The sequence below is a fragment of the Salegentibacter sp. BLCTC genome (assembly GCF_015143665.1).
Lineage (GTDB): Bacteria > Bacteroidota > Bacteroidia > Flavobacteriales > Flavobacteriaceae > Salegentibacter > Salegentibacter maritimus.
Map to the genome: position 1 here is coordinate 690,791 of NZ_WYEW01000003.1, position 6,345 is coordinate 697,135.

Below are 6,345 nucleotides of genomic sequence, written 5' to 3' on the forward strand. Positions count from 1 at the left end.
CTCTATAATTAATTCACTTTTAGAAGTATAGAATACATTTTAATCTATCTTTCTAAAATTTCCCTGTCCATCAAACTCCAGTTCAATACCATTGGCTAATTCAATTTCCTGCTCTTTTTTCTGTTTTTCCCATCCAATTACCTGTACATCAGCATAATTTTTTTCTAAATAAGAAATGATTTTTGAAGGTAGCGCTTCAATTGGTATAACGGTGTTATCCTGACTTTCTATTTCAATAATATTTCCATCTTCATCAAAATCCAGTTCAACCCCGTTTGCGAGTTTTACTTCATATTTTTCGTCCTCCCATATTTGCCAGTTACTATTTTCTTTTATTTCCACCGTATTTGATGAAAAGTGTTGTTCAATAAAACTCTTAGCTTTTGAAGGTAAATTTTTGGCGTCTGCCTGTGCAAACATTCCAAAAGAACAGAGTGAGAAAAATCCTGATAAAATTACTTTTTTCATAATAATTGTTTTTTAAATTCTATGCGAAGTAAAGGTTGAAAACTGGAAAGAATTAGGAACGACCGGAGGTGTAATCTTAAAATTTTCTCAAAATTTGTAACTCGATAATAGAGGTTTGCCACCTATAATTATTGAGAAATAGAGACCTGCCTTAAGATAAAAAACCTTCCATTTATTAATGCCTTGTTGGCTTTCTGGAGATAATTTATTTTAGAAAAAGATTAAAATAGGGCAAAAAAATAATGTTTCCCATTTCTTTTCAGTTTTGTTCTTCATATTTGCATTCTATGGAGAATTGCAAAAAAAGATGCAATTTTGAATTTTTTAATTTATATCGCCTTTTTATATGTCTTATATCTTTAAAATGTCAAACAGAAGAATGAAGCTTAAAAATTTAGTTTTTACTTGCATATTCCTAATTTCTGGTTTTTATCTTAGTGCTCAGGAAACAACTTCAAATAGTTTTGGGAATGGAATAATTAATTCAGTGGCAAAAGATAGTTCCTTCAGTATTAAATTTGGAGCACGTTTCCAGTCATTATATATAAGCAATTGGAAAAATTCTGAATTGGAAGGTTTTAAATCGGAAAGTTCGAATTTTCTTATTCGTCGTGCCCGTTTAAAATTTAATGGATTTGCTTATTCTCCAAAGTTAGAATATAAGATCGAATTAGGTTTATCTAATAGGGATATTTCAGGAGCTTCTAAATTTACAAGTGATGCCCCAAGGTATGTGCTTGACGCTGTTTTAAAGTGGAATTTCTACGAAAATTTTGTGCTCTGGGCAGGACAGGCAAAACTACCGGGAAACCGCGAAAGGGTGGTTTCGTCTGGGAACCTTCAGTTTGTAGATAGATCTTTGTTAAATGGCCAGTTTAATATAGACCGGGACCTTGGTTTACAATTGCACCATAAAATAGACCTTGGTAACCAGATAGTGATAAAAGAGGCTTTTGCTCTTTCACAGGGGGAAGGAAGAAATGTGGTTACAGGAAATTTGGGCGGTTATCAATACACCGGCCGTTTAGAGGTTTTGCCATTTGGAGAATTTAAGGACTATAGCGAAGCCTCGTTGGAAAGGTACGAAACCCCTAAACTAGCAATGGGAGTTACCTACGATTATAATAATAAAGCCGTGAAGACTCGTTCTAATATGGGAGAATATATGTTTACCGAGAATGGCCTGCATCGTACCAATATTACTACCTTTTTTGCAGATTTTATGTTTAAGTATAAAGCTATTTCAGTACTTGGGGAGTTTGCGCATAGGGATGCCGATAATCCAATTGCAATAGAAGAAGATGGCACGCCTACCGGTGCCGTTGTAAATGTTGGTAATTCCTTTAACCTCCAGGGAGGCTATTTATTGGATAATAATATTGAGTTTGTAGGAAGGTTTACCAATGTTCATGAGACTATTGCCGGGGCTCGTTTTCCAAATTTAAATCAATATACATTGGGTGTTTCTAAGTATATATCAAAACACAAGCTTAAAGTACAAACAGATATAAGTTTTAACGATAATCCAGATCCGGGAATGAACCAGGTGGTATATAGGTTGCAGGTAGATTTGCACCTGTAAATTTATGCCTTTTATAGCCTTTAGTATTATTTATAGGGCAAGCAGCTCGTATTCTTTTATGTTGAAACCTCATTAAAATTGACTTTATCTCATGAAAATTTTAATTATAGAAGACGAATTGGATATGCTGCAGAATATGAAAGATTTTCTGGAAAAAGAGAATTTTGTTGTAGAAGCTGCCAGTAGTGTTTTTGAAGCACAAAATAAAATTGGGGTATATGCTTACGATTGTATTTTGCTTGATATAAACTTAAAGGATGGAAGTGGTTTTAGCCTTTTAGAAGATCTCAAAAAAAAGAAAATAGAGGATGGGGTAATTATTGTTTCTGCAAGAAATTCCCTGGACGATAAACTTCAAGGACTTAACCTGGGAGCCGATGATTATCTGGCGAAACCCTTCCATATGTCCGAATTAAACGCGAGGGTAAAGGCAGTACTAAGAAGGAGCCATTTTAGGGGTAATAACATAATTAAGCTTGGAAATCTTTGTATAGATATAGACGAGCATCAAGTAGATATAGATGAAGAGGTACTGGCTTTGAATAGAAAGGAATTTGAAATTTTGTTATTTTTTGCATCCAATAAAAATAGGCTTGTTAACAAATCGGCACTGGCAGAGCATGTATGGGGCGACCATATAGACCAGGCTAATAATTTTGAGTTTATCTATTCCCAAATTAAAAATTTACGTAAAAAACTAAATGCCGCCGGAGCAAATATAGAGATTAAAGCGGTTTACGGTATTGGTTATAAATTGGTAGAAGGGTGAAATTATTAAATTATACTACCAGTTATTTTTCAGCAGTATTACTAATTCTTTTGGGAATATGGGCTGTGATATTTTATGTAGAAATGCTAGATGAAATATACGATAGCCTGGATGATGGTTTAAATAACCAGAAGATGCTAATTATAAACCGCGTAAAAAATGATCCCGAAACTATAAAGCAATTAGATTTTAAAGAGGCTAGTTATAAAATTAAAACAATTAATAAGGAGCGGGCATTAAGGTTTAAAGATTCTTATCGCGATACGCTTATGTATATGCACAACGAAGAAGATTTTGAGCCGGTAAGGTTGTTAGAAACTGTGTTTAAAGAAGGGGATGGGTTCTATAAGTTGCAAATTTTTACTTCTATGGTAGAAGAAGACGACCTGATAGAAGACCTCTTATTTTCACTTATATTACTTTATATAGGTCTAATTTTAAGTATTGTTTTACTTAACAATTGGATCCTTAAAAGAGTTTGGAACCCCTTTTATAATCTTTTACAGCAACTTAAAAATTTTAGACTCGAAAAAGATCAAAAAATACTTACTATTTCCTCTAATATAGAAGAATTCAATTTACTGAATACGCGCATAGAACAAATGTTGGAAAAATCTATATCTAGTTATAATAGTCAAAAGCAATTTATTGAAAATGCAGCGCACGAGTTGCAAACCCCTTTGGCCATAAGTATTAACAAACTGGAGCTACTGGTAGAAAATGAAGAGCTTAATGAGCAGCAAATAAAGTTAGTGGCTTCGGTTTTAAATAATTTGGAAGGATTAACCCGAATGAACAAATCTTTGTTGTTACTTTCTAAGATAGAAAACCGGCAATTTCCCGATGAACAGGAGATAGACTTTGTAGATTTGGTAACCAACCTTAAAAAAGATTATAAAGACCTGGCCAGCCATAAGGAAATGGAGATTAAAATAGAAGTGACTTCATACTTAAAGCATACCATGAATAAAGATCTGGCAGGAATTTTAGTCTCTAATTTACTTAAAAATGCCATTATACACGGTAAAGAAGGGAGTGAAATTATTATTGAGATCTCTCAAAATAGTTTTAGAATAAGTAATGTTTCCAACCGGAAAGCTTTAGATGAATCAAGGTTATTTTCACGTTTTCAGAAAAATTCTGAGTCTGCAAACTCTAATGGAATTGGATTGGCTATTGCACAAAGCATTGCCGAAAAATACCAAATTGAACTAAGGTACTCCTTTACAGAAAAGCATAATTTTCACCTTGATTTTTAAAGTCTCTGGTACCTTATTCTTCATAGTTCCAGTTTTTTCGGTTTTTGTGTTTCATTTTTAATTGAAAACATTAAAAATGAAAAAGACGATTTTTATAGCCTGGATTATAGCTTGCAGAAATGATGATTTAAGCAATGCTAATATTCCTTCTAGCTAAAACTTAAAAGAAGCAAGTGCTTGTTAAACTGGGGGGTGAAGATTTTTTATAGGTCGAGATATGTAGTTTTCAATAAAAATGAATTACATAGATAGACTAAAAAAGGCTGTCCAATTTTTTGGACAGCCTTTAATTTTACCCTATAAGCTAATCAGGGCAGGTTTCTATCAAAATTAATAAAGGTTTAAAGCTCTTTTACTGTAATATTTTTCCAGTAAACCTTAATACCACCACCATCATGTATTTGAAGGGCTATTTTTCCATTTGCCTCTCCAATTTTCTCATCAGAAAAATCAACCATTTCCACGCCGTTTAGCCAGCTGGTTACCTGGTCGCCTTTTACTTTTATTTTTAACTTGTTCCATTCACCGTATTTAAGGGCATCTTCTTTTTCCTGATCTGGCTTAATAAGCCAACCACGACCGTAAGATTCATAAATCCCCCCTGTGTGTAGGTTAGGTGGGGCTACTTCTACCTGCCAACCGGCTATTTTTGTACCTTCAATTTCAGACCTTATAAAAACACCGCTGTTACCATCGGCCTCTTGTTTAAACTCCAGGTTTAGTTCAAAATTTTTGTAATTGTTATCTGTAGCAAGGTATCCATACTCTTTATCTGGACCACTTTCAGAAATCAATAAACCATCTTCAACATACCATTTTTCGGTACCGTGTATTTTCCATCCATCCAGATTTTCTCCATTAAAAAGTTCCTTTCCAGATTGACAACTTGTAAGTGCGATGCTTAGTAAAATAGCAACTAAACTAATTTTTTTCATGTTCTATTATTTTAATACTTAATTAGCCATTTAGTATATGGCAGGGGTAAGGTTATAATTTTTTAATTTTAATATTTTTAAACCAAATTGGGCTGGCGTGATCTTGTAACCCAATATAGCCAGATTTAAATTTTGCATAGTCGGGACTATCTTTCCATTTTCCGGAGTCTCTTTTCTCCTGCCATTCTTCAGATTGTGGATTAAAAGAAAGCAACATTTCTCCGTTTAGCCAGTGTTCTACACGTTCTGGGGTATATACTATTTTACTGGTATTCCACTCTCCTACAGGGTTTAATTGTTTCTTAGTTGTATCAGGTTCATACATGGCATAATCGGCTGCTGTTTTGTTGAGCGGTTTTAATTCTGAAAGATTTTCAGTATGGCCCAGGCTCTTGTTGTAACCGGTAAGATCGTGTATGTTTTCGTAGTTTTCGTCGTCTATAAGCTGGTATTCCGGAGCTACTTTTGCCGGATTTGCATAACCTTCTTTTACGTGATAAAAAATACCACTATTACCACCTTCTGGAATTTTCCACTCCAGGTAAAGTTCAAAATTATCAAACTCTTCGGCACCATAAATAATATCTCGTCCTCCTTTGTAGTCTTCTTCTTTGCCCAATTTGGTTTTATAGGTTAATACATTGTCTTCTATTACCCAACCCGGTGGCATTTCTTCTTCACCATATCCTCTCCAGCCGTCCAGGCTGCTACCGTCAAATAAATACTGCCAATCTTCATCTTTTTGCTGAACTTCAGCAGTATTTTCCTGGCTCTTAGTTTCGGATTGCTCCTGTTTTTTATCTGAATTTTTACAAGCTATGGTTGAAGCCGCCAACAGCATGCATATCATTATTTTTTTCATTTGGTATTTTTTAAGTTGAAATCGGGCAGGGAATACTTTTAAGATTCTACTACCCGTTTCTATTTTATTCCAGTTTAATTAGTGTTATTGGTTTAACCTAATTTCATTTTTTCCGGATCCCAGTTTATAAATTCATTCTTTTTATAGCTTTCATTACATAATAAAGCCGGTGCGGCTGCACGGAACCCAAAAGCAGGATCTTGGGCTACCGAGCCATTTTCACGAATTGCCATAAAGAAATTGGCAAAATGGTCATAATGCGCTCCTTTGTAGCCATCTTCTGCCCGGTAAACGGTTTCTAAAGGTGGAACCAGCTTTTTACGATCTGGCCTGCCAGAATTTTCTTTTGCCTTTTCTGCCAGGAAAGGATCATCACTTCCTCCACCGGCATTGCGCTTTAATGTAAGGCTGTCCCAGGCTATATCCATAGAACCTTTACTTCCTACCAGTTTTAAGAACGTACTTCCGCT

Annotated in this window: 6 protein-coding genes and 1 pseudogene; 3 read left to right on the forward strand and 4 right to left on the reverse strand. The window is 34.6% G+C overall.

Annotated features, from left to right (window positions below):
- Positions 1-39: 39 nt before the first annotated feature.
- Entirely contained in the window at positions 40-468 is a 429-nt protein-coding gene (locus GUB10_RS06455) for a PepSY-like domain-containing protein (RefSeq protein WP_193710602.1), read from the reverse strand.
- 379 nt (positions 469-847) lie between these two features.
- Here GUB10_RS06455 and GUB10_RS06460 point away from each other — a divergent pair, with 379 nt between their 5' ends.
- The 3 genes from GUB10_RS06460 to GUB10_RS06470 all read left to right on the forward strand — a co-directional run bounded on the left by GUB10_RS06460 (position 848) and on the right by GUB10_RS06470 (position 4,078).
- Complete coding sequence (locus GUB10_RS06460; RefSeq protein WP_193710603.1) at positions 848-2,050, forward strand: porin; 1,203 nt, start codon at positions 848-850, stop codon at positions 2,048-2,050.
- Positions 2,051-2,141: 91 nt separating this feature from the next.
- Positions 2,142-2,819, forward strand: coding sequence for a response regulator transcription factor (locus GUB10_RS06465; protein WP_193710604.1), 678 nt, complete (start codon positions 2,142-2,144; stop codon positions 2,817-2,819).
- Complete coding sequence (locus GUB10_RS06470; RefSeq protein ID WP_193710605.1) at positions 2,816-4,078, forward strand: HAMP domain-containing sensor histidine kinase; 1,263 nt, start codon at positions 2,816-2,818, stop codon at positions 4,076-4,078. The genes GUB10_RS06465 and GUB10_RS06470 overlap by 4 nt, the downstream gene beginning before the upstream one ends.
- Positions 4,079-4,419: 341 nt before the next feature.
- Here the strand turns inward: GUB10_RS06470 and GUB10_RS06475 are convergent, their stop codons facing one another.
- The 3 genes and pseudogenes from GUB10_RS06475 to GUB10_RS06485 form a co-directional block, all read right to left on the reverse strand.
- On the reverse strand, positions 4,420-5,013 hold the full coding sequence (locus tag GUB10_RS06475) for a DUF1080 domain-containing protein (protein ID WP_193710606.1): 594 nt from the start codon (positions 5,011-5,013) through the stop codon (positions 4,420-4,422).
- Between the two features lie 52 nt (positions 5,014-5,065).
- The gene (locus tag GUB10_RS06480) at positions 5,066-5,875 is read right to left on the reverse strand and encodes a DUF1080 domain-containing protein (protein ID WP_193710607.1); all 810 of its coding nucleotides are present in this window, start codon (positions 5,873-5,875) and stop codon (positions 5,066-5,068) included.
- 92 nt (positions 5,876-5,967) lie between these two features.
- Positions 5,968-6,345 (reverse strand): annotated as a pseudogene (locus GUB10_RS06485) (gfo/Idh/MocA family oxidoreductase); the annotation flags it as partial.

Bases quoted from the DNA above. Each gene is read 5' to 3' on its own strand.
- GUB10_RS06455 (WP_193710602.1), bottom strand. From the start codon at position 468: ATGAAAAAAGTAATTTTATCAGGATTTTTCTCACTCTGTTCTTTTGGA.
- GUB10_RS06460 (WP_193710603.1), top strand. From the start codon at position 848: ATGAAGCTTAAAAATTTAGTTTTTACTTGCATATTCCTAATTTCTGGT.
- GUB10_RS06465 (WP_193710604.1), top strand. From the start codon at position 2,142: ATGAAAATTTTAATTATAGAAGACGAATTGGATATGCTGCAGAATATG.
- GUB10_RS06475 (WP_193710606.1), bottom strand. From the start codon at position 5,013: ATGAAAAAAATTAGTTTAGTTGCTATTTTACTAAGCATCGCACTTACA.
- GUB10_RS06480 (WP_193710607.1), bottom strand. From the start codon at position 5,875: ATGAAAAAAATAATGATATGCATGCTGTTGGCGGCTTCAACCATAGCT.